We start from the raw sequence: 23,972 nt of genomic DNA on the forward strand, positions 1-23,972 counted from the left end.
TAGGCAGGCGGTCCAAGATCCTGTGACGGGTCTAAGGCCCGGTGGGGCCAGGGTCGGCACCCGTTTTCTGGTTTTAGGGCTTGTTTTGGCCAAAACAGCCCTAAAAACAGAAAATAGTAAGAAGCAAAAGCCGGTGCTGACCGGCTGGAGCCGATGAAAAAAAAACTGCTTCACGTCTGGAGAGCATAGCTTGAAGTTTGATTTGTAGAGGCTTCTGTTTGGAGCTGTTCTTTTGAAAACAGGCCGAAAACAGGAGTGTACGGTTGATGTCAATCAGGGACGCTTGACACGAAAGAGAAACGCGGAGATTCAGAAAACTGCGCAGGTGATCAGGTTGTGGTGCCGTTGCAGGAATCCAGCCATGGGAGTGCGCCGTACATGAACGGGTACCAAACCTCAGAAACCATGGAAAAGCAGCCCACCGCCATTGACCGCATCAGAGAAGACCAAAGCCTAGCCGCGCAGCAGCGGCGCACCGTAGCCGCCCTGGCCGCCGTCGGTATTGCTGATTTCAGCCTGATCTCTCTGCTGCAGATGGGGTATTTCCAGTCGCTCCCTGATCTGCCAGGCAAAGTCTTTGACACCAAGAAAGTGAACACCTCCCAAGACGCGGTGCTGCTGGGCATGCCTGACGGGGTGATCAGTCTGGGCGGGTACGTGATGACCATGTTGCTGGCCATGGCGGGAATCCGGTTTCAGAAGAAGTCCCGCCTGCTGGATTGGGCACTGGCGGGTGTGGTGGCGGGGCAGGCCGTTGGGGCGGCGCAGTATCTGTATAAAATGGCCTTTGTGCAGAAGAAAGTCTGCCTCTACTGCGTGGCCGGGGCGGCTATCAATTTTGCGGCGCTCAAGCCGGTGGTGGCGTTGCTCAAAAGCAAGAGGTAACCAGAAGCTATCTCCTAAATAGAAGGCTTGAAACATCAGTTCTGTTTTTCGCGTTTCTTGAAGAACAGGCCGAAAACAGAAGGGAACTCCCAGCCTTGCCGTACACTACACCTCGGTCAGATCTTTACCAGAAAGTCTCACAACTCAGTTGGCAATTCTCTGAGCAGAGTACTCACCCCCGCCCTAGGAGGGGAATTCTCCTCTTAGGCAGATTCCCCTCCCGGCAGGGACCGGTTCGCGTAAATGAGCAGAAAAGATCAGACCTGAAACTAAGAAAGCGGTAAACTCAGCCCCGCCAAACCCTACCTGCAGAATTCTGGTACGTAAGCAGGTTCTAACGAAAACGAAGATGGAATGAAGAAAAGATACCTCAAGTGGGGAGCAGGGGTGTTGGCCCTGGGCGCGGCCGGAGTGCTGCTGAAGGCCCTTTTTCTGGAGAAATATTTCTTCGAACTGAAGACCTATGACATTGGCAACGTGGGCAGCCAGAAAAAGCTGAGGCTGGTTTTGGTCACTGACCTGCATTTGAAAACCCGCCTCTACCCGTACTACAAAAAGCTGGCGCATAGAATCAACCAACTGAAACCCCACCTCCTACTCATTGCCGGTGACACGTTAGATTCTTCGGGCAAGGCTGCCGTGGCCCAAAATTTTCTGGGGCTGATAGAGAGGGACATTCAGAAAGTGGCGGTGCTGGGCAACCATGATTATCTGGCCCAGGACAGCACAGCTCACCTGAAGGAAGTGTATGCCCAGCACAACTGCCGGCTGCTGGTCAATGAAACAGAGGTATTTACCCTGGCCGGAACCAGGGTGGTGGTCACGGGGCTGGATGATCTGCTGCAGGGAGAAGGCAATCTGCCCGATGCGGTGGCAGGCATAGGCCATGAAACACACCATTTGCTGTTGATTCACAGTCCGCTGCAGCAGGAGAAGGCAAGAGAAACCATCAAAGCCCTGAACCAAACCAGAACCGAGGCAGACCAACTGAACATCCGGTACATCTTTGCGGGCCACAACCACGGCGGACAGGTAAAGTTGCTGGGCTATGTGCCCGTGTTGCCAGACCAGTCAGGCCACTATGTGCAGGGTTGGTACAACCAGAAGGCGCCTTACCTCTACCTCTCCAAAGGCTTTGGCACCTCCCGGCTCCCGTTCCGGTTTGGGGCCAGATCTGAGCTCACGCTTTTCCATTACCATGTATAAGCCTTCTGGGATAAAAGTTATAAGTGACCCCAACTGTATATTAATCTGCTCCTCTGAGATCGCCCCTGCTCAGAGGAGATTTGTTTTCCCACTTTGGCTGATAATTCCCCTCTGGGGAAGGGTAGAGGTGGGTTCCATCCAAATCACTCCAATACATTGCAAAGTTATGTGAAGTACCCTCTGCCATTCCTGCGCTGGAACGGTTGGCAGAAGCGAATATTTAAGCAAATGCGCCAGTGAAGGAATCAAGAAGGCGGGCAAAGTGTTATCTTGTGACACGCTTACCCAAAGCCTCATGACACCGCTTGCCCAATGACCGAAGAAGAATTTGACACCAACTATACGGCCGCGCTAGACGCGGTGCTCCACGCCATGGCCGAGACCGAGGAAATTGATCCGCAGAAGTTTTTCAGCATGACCTGCATCCTGGAGAACCTCCGTTTCTTTAGCCCAATTCTCTACGGGGCTATTCTCAACGCAAAGAAGAGTGAGTAGCCTTTTCTGTTTTCGCCTGTTTTTAAGAAAACGGGCCGAAAACAGACGAGTGTTTGAGGCCAAACGTGTTGAATACAATCATCAGCCACCCGCCGAGGTGGTTTTTTTATGACGGGTTCTTTAGCAGAAAGTAACCCCGCTGCGCGTTTTGAGTAAACGGGTACACAATGCCGCCCGTGACCGGGAGGAATTTTCCTTGCTAAGAGGTTTTCCAGTGGCGGCAATTTCCTAGCTTTGACCAATAACCAGAGAACCTGCGCGTGCTGTTTGACTCCCACCATAGAAAGATCAATTACCTTCGGCTGGCCGTGACTGACCGGTGCAACCTGCGCTGCTTCTACTGTATGCCGGAGCAGGGCAATGACTGGCTGAGTAGGCGGGAACTCATGAGCTATGAGGAGATGCTGCGGGTCTGCTCGGTGCTGGTGCAGATGGGGATTGAAAAGATACGCATTACCGGCGGCGAACCGTTTGTGCGCAAAGACATGCTGCAGTTTCTGGCGTCACTCACGGCCCTGCCCCACCTGCAGCAGGTCTCCATCACTACCAACGGGGTGGTCACTGCCCCCCTGGTGCCGGAGCTCAAGAAGCTGGGAATCAACTCCATCAACCTGAGTCTGGACACGCTGGACCGAGACCGTTTTTTTGCCATCACCCGCCGCGATGAGCTGCCCCGCGTGCTGGAGACCTTAGAGGCGCTGCTGCACCACCAGCTGGAGGTGAAGATCAACGCCGTGGTGATGGAAGGCAAAAACACCCAGGACATTCTCCCGTTGGTGGAACTGACCAAAGACTTGCCGGTAAGCGTGCGGTTTATTGAGGAAATGCCGTTCAACGGAGGCGGCCAAGTTATGCCAACCCTGGCGTGGGATCATTTCAGGATTCTGGAAGCCATACAGGAGCGGTACCCAGAGGTGCAGAAAGTACCTGACCCCGCCAACTCCACCGCCTATCATTACCACATTCCGGGGCACCAGGGCTCCATTGGCATTATTGCCGCCTACACCCGCTCGTTCTGCGGCACCTGCAACCGCCTAAGGCTCACGCCGCAGGGCGATTTGAAAACCTGCCTGTACGGCGGCCCGGTACTCAACGTGCGGGATCTCATGCGCTCCGGCCATACAGATCCCCAACTGCAAGAGGCTTTACAAGGCGCGGTACTGCAAAAGGAGAAAGACGGCTGGGAAGCCGAAAAAGCCATGGCCGCTTTTCCGCATGCCTCCATGGCTACCATTGGCGGCTGAGGTTGTTCCTGAAAGTTTCTGTTTTGGGGCTACTTTCCTGAAAACAGGCCAAAAACAGCGGGAGCTTGTTAGTGCTCCGCTGTTCGGGGTTTGCCATCCCGAACCTGAGTATTCGTCAGATTTGTAATTCTCTTTTTTTCCGTTCAAGGGGCAGTAACGGGGATTACAAATCCCCTCAGTACCCGCTTCCGGATTCCAAATCCGGAAGAGCAAAAACCTGTGGTGAGAAATTAACGATCCTGCCTTGTCGGAGGGGTTTTTTCAGACGATATGCCACTTAATAAAATGCGCTGTGAGCTATTTACCCTACTTTTCTGTTTTCGGCTTACTTTTTCAAAAACAGGCCGAAAACAGAAAGAACGTTCCATATAACCAATTCCTAACCCTACTTTCTACCTTTGCCCTGCGCTGATACATAAAAAATGAACCATGGTGACAGTTGAAGAAGCGGAAAGGATCATCCAGAGCCAAACCACCCACGTTGGGGTGGAGCAGGTGCCGTTTGAGCAGGCGCTGGGGCGGGTGCTGGCTCAGGACCTGCGTACCGACCGTGCCCTGCCGCCCTATGACCGCGTCACCATGGATGGCATTGCCTTCCGGTTTAACTCCTTCGCCAGGGGCACCAGATCGTTCCAGATGGCAGGCACCCAAGCCGCCGGCGATGCGCCCCTTGAGATTACCCAGGAAAACGCCTGCGTGGAGATTATGACCGGGGCCGCGCTGCCGGCTTCAGTAGACACGGTGGTGCGGTACGAGGATCTGGAGATAGAAAACGGCGTGGCCACGGTGCTGGTGGAGCAGGTAAAGAAAGGGCAGAATGTGCACCGGCAGGGGCAGGATAAACAGCAGAATGAGGTGGTGGCGCTGACCAACCAGCTGGTGACTCCGGCGCTGGTAGGCATGGCCGCCGCCGTGGGCGCCACGGAACTGCCGGTGAAAAAGCTGCCCAAAGTATTGGTGATTTCCACGGGTGATGAGCTGGTGGAGGTGCACCAGACGCCTGCGCCCTACCAGATCAGGCGTTCCAACAGCTATCTGGTCAAAGCCGCCCTCCAAGCTTATCAGGTAGAACCGGATCTGCTGCATCTGCCCGATGACCTGGCCACCACGAAAGACCAACTGCAGCGCTGCTTGGCTCAGTATGAGGTGATTCTGCTGAGCGGGGGCATCTCTATGGGCAAGTTTGATTACGTGCCGCAGGTGCTGGAGGAGCTGCAGGTGCAGAAGCTGTTCCAGAAGGTGCGGCAGAAGCCGGGCAAGCCGTTCTGGTTTGGCAGGCACGGGAACGGAGCCTTGGTGTTTGCCCTGCCGGGAAATCCCGTCTCCACGTTTCTCTGTCTGAACCGGTATTTCCTGCCGTGGCTGCACGCCTCGTTAGGCCTCCCTGCCAAACAGAAGGTTTCTGCCGCCTTGACGACTGATTTCAGGTTTCCTCCAGACCTTACGTATTTCCTGCAGGTGCGGCTCCAGTACTCAGAGCAAGGGCAGCTGTTGGCAACCCCTTTGGAAGGAAACGGTTCGGGTGATTTTTCTAATTTGGTAGAGGCAGATGCGTTTCTGGAGCTTCCGCAGGAGCGGGACAGGTTTGAGAAAGGCGATGTGCTGCGGGTGTGGCCGTTTAAGGCAGGATGGTGAGTTTCTTTCTGTTTTCGGGCTGTTTTTAGAAAAGTAGGCCGAAAACAGAAAGACAGATACGTAGGACAAAATTCCTTCCCTCCCTGTCATCCTGAAAGGAACTTGTGGGCGAACTAGAGTAGCTTTAAATGAACGCCACTACCGCTCGCTACCAAGATCCTTTCAGGAAATAAAAGAGGGAGAATGAGTTAAATTTGAGAAACAGTCTGCGGAAAAACCGCAGCGAAAGACATACACCACATGAGCGATTTTTCGCATTTAGATGAGAAGGGGCAGGCCACCATGGTAGACGTGGGGCAGAAGCAGGTGACCCTCAGAACCGCCACCGCCCGTAGTATTGTCTCCCTGCCCGCTGAGGTGCTGGAGAAGTTTGCGCAGGATGATATTCAGACCAAAAAAGGATCTGTGTTGCAGACGGCGATCATTGCGGGCATAATGGGGGCCAAGAAAACAAGCGAACTGATTCCGCTGTGCCACCCGCTGGGGCTGGACAACTGCCAGATTCAGATACACCTGAACCAGGCGCAGGAACTGGTGATTGACTGCACCGCCAGCCTCACCGCCAAAACCGGCGTAGAGATGGAAGCGCTGGTGGGGGCTAGCGTGGCGGCGCTCACGGTGTACGATATGTGCAAAGCCCTGAGCCATGACATTGTGATCAAAGAAACCAGACTCATGCAAAAAACGGGAGGCAAGCGTGACTTCACCAGAGCATAAGAAACACGCCGCCATCAACAGACCCAACTACGGGAACTTCGGCCGCGCCGAATGGGCGATAGTGGGAACCAACTGCGGTGCCATCAAAGGCTTGGCCGGCCAGATCATTGCCGCGCTTTCGCCCAAGGTGAAATGCGCGTACGTAGATGCCCAGCATGCCCACGGGGAGGAACAAGCGCATCTTCCGGGTAGGCTGGCGTCAGGTGCGGTGGCGGAGTACACAGATCAAATCACGCATCATCAGTTTACCCTGAACCGGCCTCTGAACCAGTTCCAGTTCCGGCAGTGGTTCTCAGAGATGGACCTGGTGTTGGTGAACGGCAACCACCAGCAGGCCAAGGCGCAGGTGGTGGTGATAGATCCGGCCAAAGAGGCTTCTCTGCAGAAAAGACTTTCCCAACTCACCCACGTGCAGCTGTTCCTGCTGACGGAGGGCGCCGAGGAGATTTTTCCGTTTCTGAAGGAAGTCCTCCCTGCCTGGCAGGAGATTCCGGTGTACCGGCTGCAGGAAACTGAAAAAATTGTCTCCTTCTTTCAAAATCAACTACGGCAGGCTGCGCCGGTGCTGAACGGCTTGGTGCTGGCCGGGGGCAGGAGCGTGCGCATGGGGCAGGACAAAGGGGCGCTGCAGTGGCACGGGAAAGAGCAGCGGTACCATCTGGCAGAGATGATGCAGGAGTTCTGTGCCGAAGTATTCATCTCCTGCCGGGCGGAGCAGCAACCGGAATTGGCTGCCCAATACCCAACCCTGCCCGACACTTTTCTGGACCTTGGGCCTTACGGGGCCATTCTCTCGGCGTTCAGGGAGCAGCCGGAGGCGGCGTGGCTGGTGGTGGCGTGTGACCTTCCGCTGGTAGACCAGCGCACGCTGTGGCAACTGGTGCAGGAGAGAAACCCATCGGCGGTAGCCACGGCTTTTGAGAACCCGCAGAACCGTTTCCCGGAGCCGCTCATCACCATCTGGGAGCCGAAAAGTTATTTGCAGTTGCTGGCTTTTCTGGCCCAGGGCTACACCTGCCCCAGAAAAGTGCTGATCAATTCTGCTACCCATCTTCTGCAGCCCGGGCAGCCGGAGGCGCTGTTGAATGTGAACACCCCGCAGGAACAGGAGCGGGCGCGGCAGCTTCTGGCTCAGAGGTAATGCCTTCAAGCGGCAATCTTTTCAGCGTGCCCGTGCTTACCCTCCTCTCCTATGAGGTGGTTTTTCTCCTTCCACTTTTGCAGATTATTCCCCTCCTCAGAGGGGTAGGGATGGGCTAAAGACAAACTGTTCTAAAAGTTTGCAACTCTGGCTATGACCTGTAGAGCCTTTCCGTTTTCGGGCTGTTTTCATGAAAACAGCCCGAAAACGGAAGTGAAGTCTGCGCGGTCACTTCGCTTCACTTCTGATAATTCTCAACCCCAAAAGGGGCATCTGAACGAGGCAATAGCTCCGGGGAACTGATATTGCGTTCCTTTCCCCAGCTGCCGGCCTTCTATAACCCCCACATTTGTTCCCTCCTCTGAAAGGAGCGGTTGCCGGTTAGCCTTTCTACCTTAAATGGGAGTGACTGCCGGCGGCGCTTTTTCTTTCTGTGGGCAGCTGCTGCTAAGTGGCGGTAGCAGTGTCATGGGTTCTGGCCTGGTTCACGTTCATACCAGATTTTGCCACAGAGCGCGCCTTTATCACAAATTTCACGGCATAGGTCACATTTAGTTTTCAGCGGCTTTGGGATTGGCTAACCTTGTCCCATTCTTCTGGTCATCACCACTGCAGGCGGGCGCCACTGGGGCCGCTACGGGGTGAGCCTGTTTGGGAGTGCCAGGATTCTGGAGAAAGGCAGCCCCATAACAGAAAAGTACACCCACGCTTCCTGCAGAGGAAGAAAGGGTAAAGAAACCCATTGATCACATTTTAGGGGGCATTCATCACATTTACTGAGATCCCTGCCCCCGTTGAAGTAATATTGTCTTAAATCTGATTCTAATGAAGGAATTGTTGTTTAAACCCTCTTTTCAGGGGAAGGTGGAGTTTTGGGCTGCCACCACCATCTTCGCGTTTTCAGTGTTCTTCCTGCTCTCCGGGATTGTCAATGCGCATGAGGGGCTTTTTTTTGACCCCCACATTCCGTTCAACTACTATGGAGATTTCATTTTCCCCAGCCTGATCAGGTATACCTTTCTGTATGGTGCCTTCCTGCTGCTCAACTTTAAGGTGCTGCCTAAACTGGTGGCCAAGGAGCGGGTGGCGCTGAACTGTTTTTACCTGATCCTGATCTTTCTGGCCACCGGCACCCTGTTTGGCATCACTGACACGTATCTGAAGAAATACCTGTTTGACCATTATGTAGAGGAAGATGCCGCCTATGCAGCGTTCTTCCAGGGAAGCTTCAGCTATGCGTTCCGGTTGCTGATGATTCTGGGGTTCTACACAGTCTTGAAGTACATCAGCGTTTACCTGCTGTCGCACTCAGAGACCATTCAGGCAAAATACCAGATCCTCACCAGAGACGTGTTGGCGGCCTTTGTGCTCTGGCTGGTGAGCCTGTTCCTGCTGATGATTATTGATGCCGAAGGCGAATTTCTACTCAGTTGGGGGATTATAGCCCCCACCGGCATTCTGTTGTACGGCGTCTCTTTCTACTACTTCATCCCGAAGGCACTCCCCTCTAAAAAACCGTTCCTGGCGTATCTCTGGCGGGCAGTACTGCTGTTAGCGGTCTCCTTTCTGCCGTTGGCCATCTTGCTGATGACGCTGACCAATGAGAAGGATTTTGCCCTGGGTCTGCCTTTGTTCAATGTGTTCTTTCACCTGTTCCTCACCACCCCCGTCTGCTGGGTGTTGTTTAAACGGCAGATGCAGGGCAAAGAGGAGGTGTATGTGCTGCAGAAGGAGTTGGGAAGATCCAATGCCAACTTTGACTTCCTGCGGTCGCAGATCAACCCGCACTTTCTGTTCAACACCCTCAACACCCTCTACGGCACCGCCCTGCAGGAAAACAGCGAGCGTACCGCCCAGGGCATCCAGATGCTGGGCGACATGATGCGGTTCATGCTGCATGAGAACAACCAGCAAAAGATTTTGCTCTCCCGGGAGATTGACTACATGCGCAACTACATTGAACTGCAGTCATTGCGCACGTCTACTTCCCCAGACATCACCATCCAGACCCAGATTGAGGAGGTGTACACAGAGAAGTTCATTGCGCCCATGCTCTTGATCCCTTTCGTGGAGAATGCGTTCAAGCACGGCATCAGCCTGAAGGAGAAGTCCTGGATACGGGTGACCCTGCACCTGGAGCAGAACAAGCTCTACTTTGATGTCTACAACAGCACCCATGTGAAACCGGAGCAGGACCCCGAGAAAGACAAATCTGGGGTGGGGCTGGAGAACGTGAGGCAGCGGCTGGCTTTGCTGTATCCGCAGAAACATGAGCTGGTGATCAGAGAAACCTTGGGCGAATTTTTTGTGCACCTCACGGTGGAACTGTAAGGTGTGAGTAAAGGGTGTTTCCCTCTAACTTTAAATGTTTTTGCCTATCTTTTCTCCTTTCCGTTTTGGGGCTGTTTTCTGAAAAAACAGCAAAAGGAAGTTACGCCTTCCTTGTCCCCTTTTGAAAGGGGGACAAGGAAGGCGTGCGAAAGATTTGTGCAGGCTAAGTTCCAAGAATGGAGAAAAATACACCTTTCCGTTTTCGGCCTGTTTTCTGAAAACAGCGCCAAAACGCACCCATAACCTCAGGCTGCCCGCAACGGTATAATCAGGCTATGCAGGAGAAAGGAACCATTTACATTGGCACGTCTGGGTGGCACTACCCGTACTGGAAAGGCAACTTCTACCCGGCGGGCATGGCCTCCAAGGACTTCACCAGGCACTACATCCAATACCTCAACACTGTAGAAATCAACAACTCCTTCTACCGTCTGCCTTCGGCCGAAACTTTTGCGAATTGGCGGGCGAGCGTACCCCATGATTTCCTGTTTGCCGTGAAAGCCAGCCGCTACATCACCCACATGAAAAAGCTGAAGGAGCCGCAGCAGGGACTGGCGCAGTTTCTGGGCAATGCGCAGGCGCTGGAGGAAAAGCTGGGGCCAATTCTGTTTCAGCTGCCCCCGGCGTGGAGGGTGAACGTGGAGCGGTTCCGGGATTTTCTGCAGGCCCTCCCGCCGTACCACCGCTACACCTTTGAGTTTAGGGAACCCACGTGGTACCACCCCGAGATTTACGACCTGCTAAGGCAGCACCACCATGCGTTCTGTATTTATGAGCTGGCCGGGCATATGTCGCCGCTGGAGGTGACCGCAGATTTTGTGTACGTGCGCCTGCCGGCCCTACCTTGAACAAGTACCAGGGCAGCTACCCAGACAGCGCTATGGAGTGGTGGGCCAACAAATGCCACCAATGGGCCAATGACGGGAAAGATGTGTATGTGTACTTTGACAATGACCAGAACGGCTACGCCGCGTTCAATGCCCTTACGCTGCAGGCAATGGTGAGAACGGGAACCCCCACGGCATAAGAAGAGCCGTTTCTGGTCTGTTTTTCAGAAAACAGGCCGAAAACAGAAAAGGCGGGATTCAACTGGTGTTCCTCAGGGAACTAGGGCCAGATAATTTTTTAACAAAAAACAGCTACAAGTAGGTAAACCTGTAGCTGCTCCTGTACTTGACTATTTTTTTACCCGCCTCTAGCGCACCATGAGCTCCCGCTCGTAAAACACCTTATCAGATTGGGTGGGTTTTCCCGGCTCAGTGCAGTAATACACCCGCTTTGCATACCGCCGCACCACTAATTTCACTTCCGGATTCGTCTTCGCGTACACTTCCGCCCCATTGGGATATAAATTTTCTTCCATTCTGTAAGGTACGCATAAATAACCGCGGTAACCGGAAAATTCTGGTCTGGTCTGACGATAGTTTTCCCTATACAACCAACTACTGGCTTAAAAGCCGAAAAAGGCCCTTAGTCATTCTCCCGAACCAACAAATAGGTAGTGGCCAGGATGCCGTTCTGCCGCGTACCTTCATCAACCCCCAGGCTCAGCTGCGTGGCCACCGTCTGGATATAAAACCCATTGTCTAAAAAATGGGAAATTTGACTGGTGGTATCATTGGTGGAGACTTGGTTGTTTCCTGGTTTTGGGTACTCTACCCTGCTCAATACTGTAATCACCCGCTGTTCCATATTCTAATCAGGTTGTAGGTCTCTATGCAACAAATCTACGGAAATGAATTTACTGGGATTGAAAGTTTTGCCCAATCCTAGGCTCCAGCCCGTACGCCCCCGCCAGCAGCTCATAGCTGCGCAGGCGGTCCTGGAAATCATGGGTGATGGTCACCACCACTATCTCCTCTACATTATACTCCTCGGCCAGTGTATCCAGTTGGGTCTTCACCTGTTCTGGCGTACCAAAGACGGCGCGTTGGCGGTTGTACTGCACCTGCGCCAGCTCGTCTGGGGTGAGGTCTGCGTAGAATTCCCTGGCTTTCTCTAACGACGGCACGCCGCCTGATTTCCCCTGCCTGATGTGCAGCATGAGCATGTCCATGGAAAGCTGCAGTTCCTCGGCGCGTTCCTGGGTGTCTGCACAAATCACAAATATCCCAAAGTTGCCGGCAGGTTGCTTCAGTAAAGTTGACGGGCTGAACCGGGACTGGTAGGCGCGCATCGTTTCGGCCCCGCCGTTGGGGTTGATGAAGTGCGCAAACGAGAAACCCATCCCAAAATGCGCCGCAAACACGCCGCTTTGCCCGCTGGAACTCAACAGCCAACGCTCCGGGGCCGTGGCTGAGCGGGGTGTGACCTTCACCTCTGCCGTAAATTCGCCGCCAATGCCGTCTTGCAGGTAGCGGTCTATGTCTCTTAGCTGCTCAATAAAATCCTGCTCGTTGAAAAGGTTGTAGGGGTTGAGCAGCGCGGCCGTTTTTCTATCGGTGCCGGGCGCCCGGCCAATGCCCAGGTCAATGCGGTTGGGGTAGAGCGCCTCCAGCAGCCTGAAATTCTCAGCCACTTTTAAGGCGCTGTAGTGCGGCAGCATCACGCCGCCCGAGCCAATGCGCAAATGTTTGGTCTGCGCCGCCAGGTGCGGAATCAGGACTTCGGGCGCGGGCCCGGCCAGACCCAGCGTGTTGTGGTGCTCAGACACCCAGTAGCGGTGGTAGCCCAATCTGTCGGTCAACTGCGCCAACTGCAGTGTTTCCTGCAACGCCTGTTCGGCGGTGCCGCCCTCCCGCACCGGTGACTGGTCCAGCACGCTCAATTTTATTTTTTTGGTCTCTGCCATGTCAGTTTCAGTTCAAGTTGTTACAAGCGTTTACTCATGCGCTTCCTGTTTTCGGCCTGTTTTCAGAAAAACAGCTTAAAAATGGAAAATACAGTTGGTTGGGAGTTGGCTTTCCATGGCGCAAGCGTCCGCTTGTGACCGCACGCATTGCTCTGTAAAGTTGGCACAAGCGGACGCTTGCGCCATATTCCGCCGTTCCCCTTCTGAAGCCAAAAGCTTCATCGACTTTCCTCCTTCCCATATTTCCATTCTGGAAGAATCTCGTGAGCGAACTAGAAAAGCGTAGTAGCAAAAGCCATGACCGTTCGCAACCAAGTTCCTTTCAGGATGACAGCGTGAGGAGAGAGACTTTAAGAATACCTCCCGTCTTCGGCGTAAGCCGCTGCACCATATCTGTTTTACGGCTAATTTGGGAAAAGTAGCCCGGAAACGGTGTAACCTTGGCAGTATCATTGGGGTAAGCATAGCCCTGACTAAGTTGACCACGTACTTACCGCATGCCGCTTTTCAACTCCTACTTTGGTGCTCTTTCTGTTTGGCTCAATACCCGCCGCAAGCGGTGGCTGGCGCGGCACGGGGAGAAACTAACCTTGACGTACTGGCGGAAGCTGGACAAAAAAGGCTGGCTTCGGGTCATTGGCAAGACGGCAGCGGCGGGTTTTCTGGTGTTTTTCCTGTTTTACCTGTCGGTGTACTTTGGGTTGTTTGGGTGGCTGCCCACCAAACGGCAACTCAAGGCCGTGCAGAACAGCATGCCCTCTGAAGTCTATACCGCTGACAGTGTCTTAATTGGCCGTTTTTTCATTCAGGACCGCACCAACATCAAATATGACCAGATTGCTGAACCGGTGGTGCAGGCGCTGGTGGCCACCGAAGACGCCCGTTTCTACGAGCACAACGGCGTGGACTACCAAAGCCTGGGCCGCGTGTTCATTAAATCTTTGCTCCTGCAAAAGGAAAACTCCGGCGGCGGAAGCACCCTGTCGCAGCAGCTGGCCAAAAACCTGTTCCCGCGCAAGAACCTGGGCTTTCTGTCTATGCCCGTGAACAAGATGCGCGAGATTATTCTGGCTAAGCGGTTTGAGGCGGTCTATAACAAGCAGGAGGTGCTGGAACTCTACCTGAACACGGTGCCCATGGGCGGCAACGTGTACGGGATTGAATCGGCGGCGCGGCGGTTTTTCAACACCTCGGCAGATTCCCTGAAAATAGAGGAGGCGGCCGTGCTCATCGGATTGCTGAAAGGCACCACCTCGTACCACCCCAAGCTGTACCCTGAGCGGTCTAAGCAGCGCCGGAACGTGGTGCTGGCGCAGATGGCCAAGTACGGCTACCTCACCCCCGCGCAGAAAGATTCGCTGCAACAGCTTCCGCTGAAGCTGGCCTACAACGTCTACTCCCACAACAGCGGTCTGGCTACGTATTTCAGGGAGCACCTGCGCGAGGAGCTCACCCGCTGGGCCAGCCAGCAGGAAAAACCCGATGGAGAGAAGTACAACCTCTACTCTGACGGCCTCAAGATTTACACCACCCTGGACAGCCGTGCCCAGCGCCATGCCGAAGCCGCCTTAAAACAGCGCATGTACGCCCTGCAGCTCGCGTTTGACAAACACTGGGGCCGGAAACTCCCTTGGTCAGGCCAGCCTGATATTTTGAAAGCGGCCAAAGAACGCAGTCTGCGTTACAAACGCCTCAAAGCCGCCGGAAAATCAGACAGAGAAATAGATGAAGCCTTCAACACGCCGCGCAAAATGAGCATCTTCCGGTACAGCGGTGCGGTCACTAAAACCCTTAGCCCGTTAGACTCCATCAGGCACCATTTGCGCTACCTGCAGGCCGGCTTCATTGCCATGGAACCCGAAACGGGGTATATCAAAGCCTGGGTGGGCGGTATGAACCACACCCACTTCAAGTATGACCACGTGCGGTCAAAGCGGCAGGTGGGTTCTACGTTTAAACCCATTGTGTACGCCGCCGCCCTGGAACGCGGCATCTCACCGTGCTCCTACTTCCCCAATGACCGCCGCGTGTTCCCCGAGTTTGACAACTGGTCGCCCCGCAATGCGGATGAGAAATACGGCGGCGCGTATTCCATGCAGGGGGCGTTAACCCATTCGGTGAATACGGTGGCGGTGAATACGGCCTTGCAGGTGGGGCTGCCATCTGTCATTTCCCTGGCCAAGAACCTGGGCATGAAAGAGGAGATGAAGGAAACCCCGGCCCTTGCCCTCGGCACCGCCGATGCCAGTCTGCTGGAAATGGTCACTGCCTATGCCACCTTCGCCAACGGCGGCTACCAGGTAGAGCCCACCTATTTATTGCGCCTTGTAGACCGCCAGGGCCGCGTGCTGCTGGACAAAACCACCCCCGCCCGCGGAAGGCAGATTCTGTCCCGCCAAACAGTGCTTCTGCTCCGGCCCATGCTCCAGAGCGTGGTGGAACAGGGCACCGGCCGCCGCCTGCGCCGCGATTACCGCCTGAACATGGACATTGCCGGCAAAACCGGTACCACGCAATCGCACGCCGATGGTTGGTTTATTGGCTTCACCCCTGATCTGGTGGCCGGGGCCTGGGTGGGCGGTGAAGACCGCAGAATCCGGTTCCGGGACTTGGAGCAGGGCGGCGGGGCCAACACGGCCCTGCCTATCTGGGGCAGTTTCTATGAGCTACTGGTCAAAGACCGCGACTACCGCCGCTATGCCAACAGCCGCTTCTCGCCGCTCCCGCCCATGTTGCAGAGTTTCCTGAACTGTCCGCCCTACCAGCCGCCTGTGGTGGTGGCCCCTGTGGAGGAAAGAGGCATAGACGACTTTTTTGAACGTACCGGCCGAAAAATAAAGGACCTGTTCAAGCGCAAGGGCAAGAAGAAGGACAAAGAAAAGGACTGGCAGCGGGATTTGGAGGAAAAGCTGGAGAAGCGGGAACGCGGTAGAGGGAGAGGCCGGGGGAGAGATTAGGAGGAGAGGGAATAGGCTGTAAGTAAGGATTTGATGAAATAAGCTTAAAATGCCCATTACCTGGACTTATAACTTTAGCTTGAGATATTTCGAAACAACTAGTTTCACTTTAGGGCAACTTTTCATATCTTCACTTCGTGAAAAAGCAGAGGCATCGGCAAATTATTTTCTATAAAAACTACTTTGAGGAGTTTTTTCTCAAGCAGAAAGAAAAAGTCAAAGCCAAAATCATCTGGACGTTTGACCTGATAGAAGAATTGGAACGTGTACCTGAAACGTATCTTAAACATATTGAGAATACAACTGGGTTCTATGAGGTTCGTGTACAACAAGGGAGTGACATCTTCCGGATTTTCTGCTTCTTTGACCAAGGCCGCTTAGTTGTCATCATGAATGGATTTCAAAAAAAGACACAAAAAGCGCCAAAACAGGAAATAGAAAAGGCTTTAAGAATAAAAGAAGAATATGAACAGGAAAGAAAATAACACCATAACTCTGGACCAGTTCAAGGAGAAGCACTTTGGACAGGTGGGAACCGAAAGACGTGATGAGTTAGAAGCCGGATATGAAAATTTCAAAATAGGAGCGCTCATTCATGAGGCAAGACTTGAAAAGGGATTGACCCAGGCAGAACTTGCCGCAAAGATTGGAACTACAAAATCCTATATTTCTAAAATTGAGAATAACATCAAAGAAGTGCGTCTCTCCACTTTGAAAAAAATCATTGAGCTAGGCCTAGGCGGCCAACTAGAACTATCAATAAAATTGTAATGCCTCAAATCAAAAAGCCTCACCCGTTTTCAACAGGTGAGGCTTTCTTATCTATTTCCGTTTTTGGGCTACTTTTTCAAAAACAGGCCGAAAATGCTTTATGCTTTACTTCTCTCTAAGGTAATCATTGACCGGAGAATTACGCCGCCCAACGGAGGGTTGTACTTAGATACCTGCACTTTGACGTGTTCCAGGTGCGGGTACTCCTGAAAAGCGCCCTCTAAGATGCGGTGGCCTACGTGCTCCAGGAGTCGGGCGGGCTGGTTCATTTCGCGCTGCACAATCTGGTAGAGCTTTTCATAATCTACCGTTTTAGACAGGTCATCAGAAATGGCGGCCTCTTCCAGGTCTGCCTCTATGTAGAGGTCAATGCGGTAGCGGTTGCCAATTTTCTGCTCCTCGTCATAAAAACCGTGGTAGGCGTAGAACTCCATGCCTTCCAGCGCGACTTGCCCCATATTCCCTGGCTTAGATTTCGTCAAAGAAAGAACCGCCGCTGGTGGTGGCTACCGCGGGCGCTGGGGCCGGCTTCACCTGATTGGTCATAGGCGGCTGAATCTCTGGCGTGGTGGGCACTGGTTGCTCGCGCTCGGGCTCCGGTTCTTCTACCGGCGTTGGGCTTGGTGCCGGTGGAATGTCTGGTTTAGGCTCTTCGCGCTTGGGCGGGTCAATAGACGGCGTGGGAATGTGCGGAGGCACAATCTCTGGGGTGCGTGGGTGCACATCTGGCGCCGGATTAGGCGTAGTGACCGGAGGCAAGGTGCCAGGGGTATCCGGAATGGCCTCGCGGCTACCGCCGCCGCCAATGCCGTAGGCCTGCGGTTGGTCGGTTAAATGCGCAGCTGATACCTCTGCTGGTTTAGCAACAGGTGTAACGGGTGCTATGGGTGTTGCGGTGAATGCGTTCATAAACGTATCTTTTTCGTCCTCGGGGCGCTTGGCTTTTGCCTGCGCGGCCCGTGATAAGATACTGCCAATGGCGGCTTTGGGTTTTGCCTTGGTCTTTTCTACTTTCTCCAGCGCGTCTGAAGCCAGGCTCTGCAGGTCGCGCACCATGCTCTCCAGGTAGTCTTCCAGACGAAGGTAGTCCAGCTCCAGGTTTTTCACTTCGCCCTGCATGTCAGTGATGGTTTTGTCAGCTTGCTGGTAGGCGTTGTCCAGCACGCTGCGGGCTTTCTGGCGGGCGGCTTCCAGGAGTTGGTCGGCTTGCAGTTGCGCTTCGCGAATCTGGAGGTCAGCCGCTTTAGAGGCCTGCTCTACCATGCTGTTGCTGGTGTCTTCGGCGGTTTTGAGCGTTTTGTAGAGTGATGATTCCACTTCGCGCAGTTTCTGCACCTCGCGGTTAGCCACTTCCAACTTCACTTTCAGGTCTTTGTTCTCGTCCTGCAGTTTTTCCCACTGCTGTGACAAGTTCAACAAAAAGGCCTGTACCTCATCTTTGTCTAACCCTCTGAATGCTTTCTCAAACGTTTTCTGCCTGATTTCTAACGGTGTAATCTTCATATCTACTCTACTTCAAGGTTAACGCCCAAACCGCAAGGCTGCGGTCATCACTACACGAAACTAACTGATTCCAATGAGCCGACCAAAACAATTTATTGACAGAGGTACCGTGGCCGGCGTGGCGGGCTTTGTCTATCACTTTCAATAATTTAAACGTCTCGGCGTCCCAGACCTTCACGCTCTTGTCCATGCTGCAAGTGGCGAAAAGCCGCCCGTTGGGGCTGAACGTAATATGGTTGAGGGTGAACAGGTGCGCAATAATGCTGGTATGCTCTGCATACTGTTGCGCTGCGTTCCAGACCTTCAGGTGCGCATCACGGCCGCCACTCAACAAATACTGCCCGTTTGGCGAATACGCCACGGTGAACACCGAATTGGTATGTCCTTCCAACGTCTCTTTCACGGCCAGCGTCTGCGAGTCCAGAATTAAAATGCGGTGGTCGCTCAGGCCTACGGCCATTTCGGGCTTTACTGGGTGCAGGGCAATGGTACGCACGCTTTTCTCTGCCAACCGCACCACCTTCTGCACTTCCAGCTTTGCCAGGTCAATTTTCACCAGCGTTCCGTCGCCTAACCCCAGAAAAGCGGTTTGAGTTTCAACGTGGTACTGAATATCAAAAATCGCCCAGGGCGAAGGCAGCGGAATGGTTTTCACCACGGCTTTGGCCGAAAGGTCCAGCACTTCCAGGCTGTTCTGGTTGTGGCCAATCAAAAGCCAATTACGCTCGGGCACAAACTTAAGCGCGTACACGCTGGAACTCACTTTGGCCACCAGTTCACCGTTTTCGGGCTGGGTCAGGTCCCATTTCACCACCATGCCATCGGCGCCCGCCGAAAAAAACAGGTGGCTCTCCGGCGCGCGCTCCAGGGTGTACACGCAGTCGCGGTGACCGGTGAGGGTGGTGATTTTCTGAACCTGAAACGGACTGGCCATGCTGCGGGTAAAAGACGGGTAACGCTATTTTTGCCTAAATTTACCAAAAACAGCCCAGAAACGCATTTCTATTTCTATCTTACCCCATGCCGCTCCTGCACACCAAACAACTGAACGCATCTACCTATCTGGGACTTTGGAAGGTAGAGGAGCCGGTGGAGGAACTGCAAACGGCGTTGCTGAAACTTCGGCCCGGGCATGAAATTCCCGCTTTCAAGGCTGAGAGTAGAACCAAGGAATGGCTGGCGGCACGGGTACTGACGTACACCTTGTTAACAGAACTAACTCAAGAGTTGGTCACACTGGAACGGCTGGAAACGGGACAGCCTTTTTGCGCCGGCGGGGCTTTTCAGGTGTCATTGACGCATTCGGGGCCGTGGGTGGCGGCGCTGGTTTCGGGTACCCACCAAGTTGGCATAGATATTGAACTAAAAGGAGAGAAAGTGCCGCGGTTGGTGCCTAGGTTTTTGAATGAACCGGAGCTGGCAGCCTCGGCCGGAAACCCGGAGAAAATGCACCTGTACTGGAGCGCGAAGGAAACGCTGTACAAAGTCTACAGTCAGAAAAAGCTGCTGTTCAAGGAACACCTGCTGCTGAAAGATTTTGAAGTGCAGCAAGCAGGTAGCTTTGCAGGCACCGTGCAGACCGACAACTTCAGCCAAACGTTTGCGGTACAGTATGAAAACCCACCCGAGTACGTTTTAACCTTTGTGGTGGCTCCTAAAAACTAGCGTATCAGCCCATTGCCTCACAAGCATATTTAGACTTATGAAACGATATCTTACCCTCGCCTTTACCCTGCTTTTGACCAGCGCGGTCTTTGCCCAGAGCGGCTACCGCATTGGCGCCAAGGTGTCTGACTTTGTGTTGAAAGACGCGCAAGACCGGGCCATTCCGCTGTCCAGCTTTAAAGACGCGAAGGTGGTGGTAGTGGTGTTCACCAGCGTGAAATGCCCCAACTCTAAATTATACGAGGCGCGCTTGCAGAACATTTCCCAGGCCTACGGCGGCCGGGGCGTGAACTTCGTGTTTGTGAACGCCGCCATCGGGCTGGACGAAGGCTCGGCCAAAACCCAACCTGATAATCCTAATGGAAACCCTACCTTCCCTTACCTGGTAGACGAAGGCCAGCAGCTGAGCAAACAGTTTGGGGCCACCAAAGCGCCCGAGGTGTTTGTGCTGCAAAACACCGCTGATGGTTTCGTGCTACGGTACAAAGGCGCTATTGATGACAACCCGCAGGTGGAGTCTTATGTGAAGGAAAACTATCTGCGCAGCGCCTTAGATGATGTCCTGGCCGGAAGAACGGTTTCAACGCCAGAAAGACGCGCGACCGGGTGTTTGATTAAGCGGTTTTAAGACCTCCCCCCCAGCCCCTCTCCCACGGAGAGGGGAGCTCTGCTGATGTGTTTTGGAGCTGTTTTCAAGAAAACAGGCCGAAAACAGAACTTTTCCTTAAAAAGACACCCTAGAAGTTACTCTATCTTTTCATTTCTAAAAGTTACCTTTTACCTGGCAAGGATGTATATTGTGACATGGGAACGACAGAGATAATCAAGGAGATAAAAGGCTTCCGATTGATAAGAGACTTAAACTTGAGGAACAGACATTGAAGTCTATTAGAGAAGCGGGAACCGAGAAACAGATTGAAAAAGCCGCAGATGCACTTTATCCAGATTATTCTTCAGATAAAGAACTGACAGCTTTGGCAAACATAAGTAGAAGGCCAATATAGCTTGATATTTTTTTGTCATCCTGAAAGGATCTTGTGGGCTAACTAGAAAAGCATTTAATACCCGCTACTGCCGTTCGCAACCAAGCTCCTTTCAGGGTGACAAAATTCTTTAATGTGCTTCTGGCTTATTTCTCGTGGCAAGCTTTGCATATTGTTACCATAGCCCTCACAGATACCAAAACCTGTGAGGGCTTTGCGTTTCTGGCCTACTTTTTCAAAAACAGGCCAAAAACGCACCTCGTTTCCCTTCCCACCTGTACCTTTGCCGCTGGAACGAATTCCTAATTCTTAATTCTCACACCCGTGGATTTCCTAGACCCAGACCTGCAAGCCTACGCTGAGGCGCATACTTCTCCCGAATCTGAACTGCTGCACCGCCTGAACCGCGAGACGCACCTGAACGTGATGAAGCCGCGCATGCTGTCGGGGCATTTGCAGGGACGGGTGCTGGCCCTGTTCTCGCAGATGCTGCGGCCACGGCGGGTACTGGAGATTGGCACCTACACCGGCTACTCAGCGCTTTGCCTGGCCGAGGGGTTGGCCGAGGACGGCCTGCTGCACACCATTGACGTGAACGACGAGCTGGAGGACATGGTGCGCGGCTACATTTCGCAGGCGGGGCTGCAAGACAGAATCAACCTCCACCTGGGCCAGGCGGCCGAAATCATTCCTACCCTGCGAGAAAGCTGGGATTTGGTGTTCATTGACGCTGATAAGAAAAGCAACGCGTTGTATTATGAAATGGTGCTGCCCCACGTGCGGCCCGGCGGCTTCATCTTAACAGACAATGTGCTGTGGAGCGGCAAGGTGGTGGAGAAGTACCGTACCAAACTGGACAAAGACACCCAGGAGATGCTGGACTTCAACCAGCTGGTGCACCAGGACCCGCGGGTAGAAAACGTACTGCTGCCCATTAGAGACGGCATTTTGGTGGCCCGCAAAAAGTAATCCACACCCCTGTGGAAAAGTACGTGGATAAATTCACGTCCCCTTTCCTTCCTTCGCCTTGCTAAAATCGCCTTCTTTGTAGACGCATCTGCGCCTACAAGTGGTTACCGGCTAGCAATTTAACACCCCCTAACTACAGCTTTACAAGAACATAGGCGCAGCGCTATTCTTAGTAATACTTAGTTACTTATACCATGAAAAGAGTTTTACCGCTCCTGCTGCTCAGCCTGTTGTGCCTGGTGGCACGGGCCCAAAATCCGGTGGTGCCCAACAACATTTTCTTCGCAGACATGAAACTGCAGGTGGAGGAGAGCGCCCGTACTGAAATCCAGAAGATTGTAGATGCCCTCACCAAGCACCCCGCCTATTTCCAGAAGAAAGTAGATCTGGCAGACGCCTATTTCCCTTTTATTGAGAGAACGCTGGAAGAGGAAGGCGTGCCCACTGATGTCAAGTACCTGGTCCTGCAGGAGAGTGGCCTTACCTCAGACGCCGTTTCCACGTCTAATGCGGTGGGGTTCTGGCAGTTCAAAGAAGCTTCAGCCACTGAGCTGGGCATCAAGGTGAACCAGCACGTAGATGAGCGCAAACACATCATTGAGTCTACCCGCGGGGCGGCTAAATACCTCATTCGCAACAACAACTACTACAAAAACTGGTTCAACTCGCTGCTTTCTTATTACCAGGGCCTGACCGGCACCAAAGCGCTGACCAAGACCTCAGACATTGGGGCTAAGAAAATGACGGTAGACGGCAAGACCAACAAGTACCTGTTGACCTTTCTGGCCCATAAAATAGCCTATGAGAACGCCGTGGGAAAAAACCCGAACCCGCCGCTGGCGCTGCAACCTGTAAAGGCACAACCCGGCCAAACCTTAATTGAGATTGCCATGCAGGCGCAGGCAGATGCCGCCGAAGTGGAACGCTACAACAAATGGCTCACCGCCTCTACCATTCCCGCTGACAAAGATTACACGGTAATGATTCCGCTGACGAAAGGAGCACCGCGTCCAGTTCTGGCACAGGCTACCGGCCCCGTGCGCAGACAGGAGGATGCACCAGCCAAAAAGGAGAATCATGAAAACAAGCTGAAGTCTTTCACAGACAAGATCAAGGCTATTTTCACCACCAACAATGACCTCAAATCTATTGTAGCCCAGCCCGGCGACACCAAAGACATGCTGGCCATGCAAGCCGGTATTTCTACCAAGAAATTCCTCAAGAACAATGACATGCACAGCTTTGAGGAGATTGTGCCCGGCCAGACCTATTACCTCACGTCAAAGAAGTCTAAGGCTGAAAACCAGGATTACCACATTGCCCAACCGGGCGAAACCATGCACGCCGTCTCACAGAAGTACGGGGTAAAACTGAAGCGCCTGTTGAGCATGAACCGCATGAAGAAAACAGAAGCCCTGGTACCGGGCCGTGTGGTGTGGCTGCAGCAGTCCAGACCAAGAACCATTCCGGTTGAGATCAGAACCATAGAGGAAGAAGCCCCTGCCGCCGCCCCGGCCCAGGAGGTCCTTGCGAAAAAACCGGCCTCATCGGTTTCCAGCACCCCGGCCACTCCCTCAGCTACCACCACAGCCGCCGCACCCGTAACAGCAGCGGCTCCGGCCAAACCGAAGGAGGGGTCTATCTCCATTGAGGTAGAAGACCCGGCGGCCCCGGCCTACGTCCCGGTGGCCAAACGCGAGGAGGAAGACACCGCTCCTGCCACTTCAACCGGTCTCTACCCAACCAAAACCGCTGCCACAGCGCCTAAAGCTGAACCCAAAGCGGCAGAGTCAAAACCAATGCCTGCCACCCAGGCAGAAACACCGGCAGAGAAAACCACCGTTCCGGTTTCTGGTGCGCACGTAGTGGCCAAAGGGGAAACCCTGTATTCCATCTCCCGGCAGTACAACCTGGCCATGGAGGACCTGCTGGCCTGGAACAACATAGACGGCAGCTCCCCCCTTTCAGTAGGGCAGGAACTTTCCCTGACCGGGCCCGCCACCGCCACAACAGCCACCACCCGGCCCGTAGCCCCGGCTTCTAGTGCAACCGCCACGGCTACGCCAGCCAGTACCACCGCCCCTGCCGCGGCCAGTGAACATACCGTGGCAGCTGGAGAAACCTTGTACAGCATCTCCCGCAAATACGGGGTAACGCTCCAGGAGCTGCAGGCATGGAATGAATTGGGCACCGGCTCACTGGCCATTGGTCAGAAATTAAGAGTAGCTGCCCCTGCCTCTTCGGCTAACGCCGAAGTTCAGCCTGCCGCTTCCCCTGCCAGGTCTGCCACCGGCACCGTTACCCATAAAGTTGCCCCCGGCGAGTCTATGTATGCCATTTCCCGCAAGTACGGCGTCACCATCAAAGAAATCATGGAGTGGAACAATAAGCCAGACTTCAACGTGAGCGTAGGTGAAAGCTTACTGATCAAGCCGAAGCAATAATTTCCCCCACCCATCTTTCAGGAGAAGCCGGCCGTAGGTCGGCTTCTCTGTTTTTGGGCTGTTTTGGAAAAAGTAAGCCGAAAACGGAAGTTGGCGCAGACACCCGCAGGTTCTCCGGAGGGTATGGGGTCTGTGGAGCGATTAACTGGTGGTTCTTGGCTGATGGTTGGAGGATGGAACTGCGCGGAAGTTCGTGCCCTGGGATGAGGCGCGCATGGAGACTCACCGGGCGCCG

General features: G+C 53.8%; 23 protein-coding genes. 17 read left to right on the forward strand and 6 right to left on the reverse strand.

Annotated features, from left to right (window positions below; translation table 11 throughout):
- Positions 1-405: 405 nt before the first annotated feature.
- The 10 genes from A8O25_RS18395 to A8O25_RS24140 all read left to right on the forward strand — a co-directional run bounded on the left by A8O25_RS18395 (position 406) and on the right by A8O25_RS24140 (position 10,681).
- On the forward strand, positions 406-885 hold the full coding sequence (locus A8O25_RS18395; RefSeq protein ID WP_066838082.1) for a vitamin K epoxide reductase family protein: 480 nt from the start codon (positions 406-408) through the stop codon (positions 883-885).
- A 354-nt stretch (positions 886-1,239) separates the two neighbouring features.
- On the forward strand, positions 1,240-2,091 hold the full coding sequence (locus tag A8O25_RS18400) for a metallophosphoesterase (RefSeq protein ID WP_066838029.1): 852 nt from the start codon (positions 1,240-1,242) through the stop codon (positions 2,089-2,091).
- 312 nt (positions 2,092-2,403) lie between these two features.
- Positions 2,404-2,586, forward strand: a complete 183-nt coding sequence (locus tag A8O25_RS18405; RefSeq protein WP_066838032.1) for a hypothetical protein — start codon at positions 2,404-2,406, stop codon at positions 2,584-2,586.
- Positions 2,587-2,846: 260 nt separating this feature from the next.
- Positions 2,847-3,830 carry a GTP 3',8-cyclase MoaA gene (moaA, locus tag A8O25_RS18410; protein ID WP_066838034.1) on the forward strand — a complete coding sequence of 328 codons (984 nt, stop codon included), beginning with the start codon at positions 2,847-2,849 and terminating at the stop codon, positions 3,828-3,830.
- A gap of 429 nt (positions 3,831-4,259) precedes the next feature.
- Positions 4,260-5,465 carry a molybdopterin molybdotransferase MoeA gene (locus tag A8O25_RS18415; RefSeq protein ID WP_066838037.1) on the forward strand — a complete coding sequence of 402 codons (1,206 nt, stop codon included), beginning with the start codon at positions 4,260-4,262 and terminating at the stop codon, positions 5,463-5,465.
- 240 nt (positions 5,466-5,705) lie between these two features.
- Complete coding sequence (moaC, locus tag A8O25_RS18420) at positions 5,706-6,182, forward strand: cyclic pyranopterin monophosphate synthase MoaC (RefSeq protein WP_066838041.1); 477 nt, start codon at positions 5,706-5,708, stop codon at positions 6,180-6,182.
- Entirely contained in the window at positions 6,163-7,323 is a 1,161-nt protein-coding gene (locus A8O25_RS23435; protein ID WP_193788626.1) for an NTP transferase domain-containing protein, read from the forward strand. Before moaC ends, A8O25_RS23435 begins: the two co-directional genes overlap by 20 nt.
- An 825-nt stretch (positions 7,324-8,148) precedes the next feature.
- Positions 8,149-9,654 carry a sensor histidine kinase gene (locus A8O25_RS18435; protein WP_066838047.1) on the forward strand — a complete coding sequence of 502 codons (1,506 nt, stop codon included), beginning with the start codon at positions 8,149-8,151 and terminating at the stop codon, positions 9,652-9,654.
- A 275-nt stretch (positions 9,655-9,929) separates the two neighbouring features.
- Entirely contained in the window at positions 9,930-10,502 is a 573-nt protein-coding gene (locus A8O25_RS18440; protein WP_277620025.1) for a DUF72 domain-containing protein, read from the forward strand.
- Positions 10,499-10,681 carry a DUF72 domain-containing protein gene (locus A8O25_RS24140; RefSeq protein ID WP_277620026.1) on the forward strand — a complete coding sequence of 61 codons (183 nt, stop codon included), beginning with the start codon at positions 10,499-10,501 and terminating at the stop codon, positions 10,679-10,681. Before A8O25_RS18440 ends, A8O25_RS24140 begins: the two co-directional genes overlap by 4 nt.
- 168 nt (positions 10,682-10,849) lie before the next feature.
- On the opposite strand, the gene A8O25_RS23415 is transcribed toward A8O25_RS24140, so the two are convergent.
- The 3 genes from A8O25_RS23415 to A8O25_RS18450 all read right to left on the reverse strand — a co-directional run bounded on the left by A8O25_RS23415 (position 10,850) and on the right by A8O25_RS18450 (position 12,445).
- Positions 10,850-11,017 carry a hypothetical protein gene (locus A8O25_RS23415; RefSeq protein ID WP_169818146.1) on the reverse strand — a complete coding sequence of 56 codons (168 nt, stop codon included), beginning with the start codon at positions 11,015-11,017 and terminating at the stop codon, positions 10,850-10,852.
- A 107-nt stretch (positions 11,018-11,124) separates the two neighbouring features.
- On the reverse strand, positions 11,125-11,346 hold the full coding sequence (locus tag A8O25_RS18445; RefSeq protein ID WP_066838050.1) for a hypothetical protein: 222 nt from the start codon (positions 11,344-11,346) through the stop codon (positions 11,125-11,127).
- 49 nt (positions 11,347-11,395) lie between these two features.
- Entirely contained in the window at positions 11,396-12,445 is a 1,050-nt protein-coding gene (locus A8O25_RS18450; RefSeq protein ID WP_066838053.1) for an LLM class flavin-dependent oxidoreductase, read from the reverse strand.
- 497 nt (positions 12,446-12,942) lie between these two features.
- Between A8O25_RS18450 and A8O25_RS18455 the strand changes: the two genes are divergently transcribed.
- From A8O25_RS18455 to A8O25_RS18465, 3 genes are all read left to right on the forward strand, one after another.
- The gene (locus tag A8O25_RS18455) at positions 12,943-15,402 is read left to right on the forward strand and encodes a penicillin-binding protein 1A (protein ID WP_082893749.1); all 2,460 of its coding nucleotides are present in this window, start codon (positions 12,943-12,945) and stop codon (positions 15,400-15,402) included.
- Between the two features lie 137 nt (positions 15,403-15,539).
- Positions 15,540-15,887 (forward strand): type II toxin-antitoxin system RelE/ParE family toxin, encoded by a 348-nt coding sequence (locus A8O25_RS18460; RefSeq protein WP_066838054.1) that lies wholly within the window; start codon positions 15,540-15,542, stop codon positions 15,885-15,887.
- Entirely contained in the window at positions 15,868-16,173 is a 306-nt protein-coding gene (locus tag A8O25_RS18465; protein WP_066838055.1) for a helix-turn-helix domain-containing protein, read from the forward strand. Before A8O25_RS18460 ends, A8O25_RS18465 begins: the two co-directional genes overlap by 20 nt.
- A 98-nt stretch (positions 16,174-16,271) precedes the next feature.
- Here the strand turns inward: A8O25_RS18465 and folB are convergent, their stop codons facing one another.
- Genes folB through A8O25_RS18480 form a run of 3 tightly spaced genes read right to left on the reverse strand, consistent with a single transcriptional unit; the run spans position 16,272 to position 18,610 of the window.
- Complete coding sequence (folB, locus tag A8O25_RS18470) at positions 16,272-16,631, reverse strand: dihydroneopterin aldolase (RefSeq protein WP_066838056.1); 360 nt, start codon at positions 16,629-16,631, stop codon at positions 16,272-16,274.
- A 10-nt stretch (positions 16,632-16,641) separates the two neighbouring features.
- A complete protein-coding gene (locus tag A8O25_RS18475) occupies positions 16,642-17,676 on the reverse strand; it encodes a DivIVA domain-containing protein (protein ID WP_066838059.1) in 1,035 nt (344 codons plus the stop codon).
- 7 nt (positions 17,677-17,683) lie between these two features.
- The gene (locus A8O25_RS18480; RefSeq protein ID WP_066838062.1) at positions 17,684-18,610 is read right to left on the reverse strand and encodes a WD40 repeat domain-containing protein; all 927 of its coding nucleotides are present in this window, start codon (positions 18,608-18,610) and stop codon (positions 17,684-17,686) included.
- Positions 18,611-18,696: 86 nt separating this feature from the next.
- Between A8O25_RS18480 and A8O25_RS18485 the strand changes: the two genes are divergently transcribed.
- The 4 genes from A8O25_RS18485 to A8O25_RS18500 all read left to right on the forward strand — a co-directional run bounded on the left by A8O25_RS18485 (position 18,697) and on the right by A8O25_RS18500 (position 23,737).
- A complete protein-coding gene (locus tag A8O25_RS18485) occupies positions 18,697-19,341 on the forward strand; it encodes a 4'-phosphopantetheinyl transferase family protein (protein ID WP_066838065.1) in 645 nt (214 codons plus the stop codon).
- A 37-nt stretch (positions 19,342-19,378) separates the two neighbouring features.
- Complete coding sequence (locus A8O25_RS18490) at positions 19,379-19,969, forward strand: redoxin domain-containing protein (RefSeq protein ID WP_066838068.1); 591 nt, start codon at positions 19,379-19,381, stop codon at positions 19,967-19,969.
- A gap of 679 nt (positions 19,970-20,648) precedes the next feature.
- A complete protein-coding gene (locus A8O25_RS18495) occupies positions 20,649-21,293 on the forward strand; it encodes an O-methyltransferase (RefSeq protein WP_066838071.1) in 645 nt (214 codons plus the stop codon).
- 194 nt (positions 21,294-21,487) lie between these two features.
- Positions 21,488-23,737: a LysM peptidoglycan-binding domain-containing protein gene (locus A8O25_RS18500; protein WP_066838074.1), complete on the forward strand. Its 2,250-nt coding sequence runs from the start codon at positions 21,488-21,490 to the stop codon at positions 23,735-23,737.
- Positions 23,738-23,972: the final 235 nt, after the last annotated feature.

Origin of the sequence: Rufibacter ruber (genome assembly GCF_001647275.1) — a bacterium.
In the GTDB taxonomy this organism is placed as follows: Bacteria; Bacteroidota; Bacteroidia; order Cytophagales; family Hymenobacteraceae; genus Nibribacter; species Nibribacter ruber_C.

Bases quoted from the DNA above. Each gene is read 5' to 3' on its own strand.
- A8O25_RS18395 (WP_066838082.1), top strand. From the start codon at position 406: ATGGAAAAGCAGCCCACCGCCATTGACCGCATCAGAGAAGACCAAAGC.
- A8O25_RS18400 (WP_066838029.1), top strand. From the start codon at position 1,240: ATGAAGAAAAGATACCTCAAGTGGGGAGCAGGGGTGTTGGCCCTGGGC.
- A8O25_RS18405 (WP_066838032.1), top strand. From the start codon at position 2,404: ATGACCGAAGAAGAATTTGACACCAACTATACGGCCGCGCTAGACGCG.
- A8O25_RS18415 (WP_066838037.1), top strand. From the start codon at position 4,260: ATGGTGACAGTTGAAGAAGCGGAAAGGATCATCCAGAGCCAAACCACC.
- moaC (WP_066838041.1), top strand. From the start codon at position 5,706: ATGAGCGATTTTTCGCATTTAGATGAGAAGGGGCAGGCCACCATGGTA.
- A8O25_RS18435 (WP_066838047.1), top strand. From the start codon at position 8,149: ATGAAGGAATTGTTGTTTAAACCCTCTTTTCAGGGGAAGGTGGAGTTT.
- A8O25_RS18440 (WP_277620025.1), top strand. From the start codon at position 9,930: ATGCAGGAGAAAGGAACCATTTACATTGGCACGTCTGGGTGGCACTAC.
- A8O25_RS23415 (WP_169818146.1), bottom strand. From the start codon at position 11,017: ATGGAAGAAAATTTATATCCCAATGGGGCGGAAGTGTACGCGAAGACG.
- A8O25_RS18445 (WP_066838050.1), bottom strand. From the start codon at position 11,346: ATGGAACAGCGGGTGATTACAGTATTGAGCAGGGTAGAGTACCCAAAA.
- A8O25_RS18450 (WP_066838053.1), bottom strand. From the start codon at position 12,445: ATGGCAGAGACCAAAAAAATAAAATTGAGCGTGCTGGACCAGTCACCG.
- A8O25_RS18455 (WP_082893749.1), top strand. From the start codon at position 12,943: ATGCCGCTTTTCAACTCCTACTTTGGTGCTCTTTCTGTTTGGCTCAAT.
- A8O25_RS18465 (WP_066838055.1), top strand. From the start codon at position 15,868: ATGAACAGGAAAGAAAATAACACCATAACTCTGGACCAGTTCAAGGAG.
- folB (WP_066838056.1), bottom strand. From the start codon at position 16,631: ATGGGGCAAGTCGCGCTGGAAGGCATGGAGTTCTACGCCTACCACGGT.
- A8O25_RS18475 (WP_066838059.1), bottom strand. From the start codon at position 17,676: ATGAAGATTACACCGTTAGAAATCAGGCAGAAAACGTTTGAGAAAGCA.
- A8O25_RS18480 (WP_066838062.1), bottom strand. From the start codon at position 18,610: ATGGCCAGTCCGTTTCAGGTTCAGAAAATCACCACCCTCACCGGTCAC.
- A8O25_RS18485 (WP_066838065.1), top strand. From the start codon at position 18,697: ATGCCGCTCCTGCACACCAAACAACTGAACGCATCTACCTATCTGGGA.
- A8O25_RS18490 (WP_066838068.1), top strand. From the start codon at position 19,379: ATGAAACGATATCTTACCCTCGCCTTTACCCTGCTTTTGACCAGCGCG.
- A8O25_RS18500 (WP_066838074.1), top strand. From the start codon at position 21,488: ATGAAAAGAGTTTTACCGCTCCTGCTGCTCAGCCTGTTGTGCCTGGTG.